This window comes from Massilia sp. CFBP9012 (assembly GCF_034045115.1).
Lineage (GTDB): Bacteria > Pseudomonadota > Gammaproteobacteria > Burkholderiales > Burkholderiaceae_D > Telluria.
Genome location: NZ_JAXCWM010000015.1, coordinates 142,194 through 142,735 on the forward strand (window position 1 = coordinate 142,194; position 542 = coordinate 142,735).

The window sequence follows — 542 nt, forward strand, 5'->3', positions numbered from 1 at the left end:
CGTGGATGGCGCCCTCGGCGCCATTGCGGACGCGTTCGCCGGCACTAAGATTGACGGCCTGGTGGGCGATGTCATGGGCACGGGCGAAGGCGGGAAAGGCGGCGTTGGCGTCGGTGACCAGCAGTGCCTGGGGATCGAGTTTTGGCAGCAAGTGCTTGACCAGCTGGACCACTTTCAAGGTGCCGCGTCCGGTAACAGCGTCGATGGTTTGTCCGCCGCGGTCGCGTGCCACCAGGCTGCAGTCGAGGTGATGCGAAATCCCGCGCAGGGCTGCCCTGCCGCCACGCTTGCGCGGCCGGCGATCGAGCTTGCGCGAACCTTTTTGCGATTCGAGCAGGAACATCTCATCGGCCTCGACGATGCCTAGCAGACGTTCAGGCCGGTCGTCCTTCACCCGGTCGAGAAAGCGGTGACGCCAGCGAAAGGTCGTGTTGGAGTGCACGCCGAGCCGCCTAGCTGCAGAGCGGACCGTGCGGGAATCGAGGACCGTGTCCAGATAATCGAGCCACTTGCCCTTGTGCCTGAGCCGCGCTAGTGGCGTA

General features: G+C 64.9%; 1 protein-coding gene. It reads right to left on the minus strand.

The genetic code is table 11. From position 1 onward, the window contains the following. Positions 1-542: IS1595 family transposase (locus SOM61_RS26565; protein ID WP_414675058.1), on the minus strand; the 542-nt coding region annotated here is incomplete at both ends.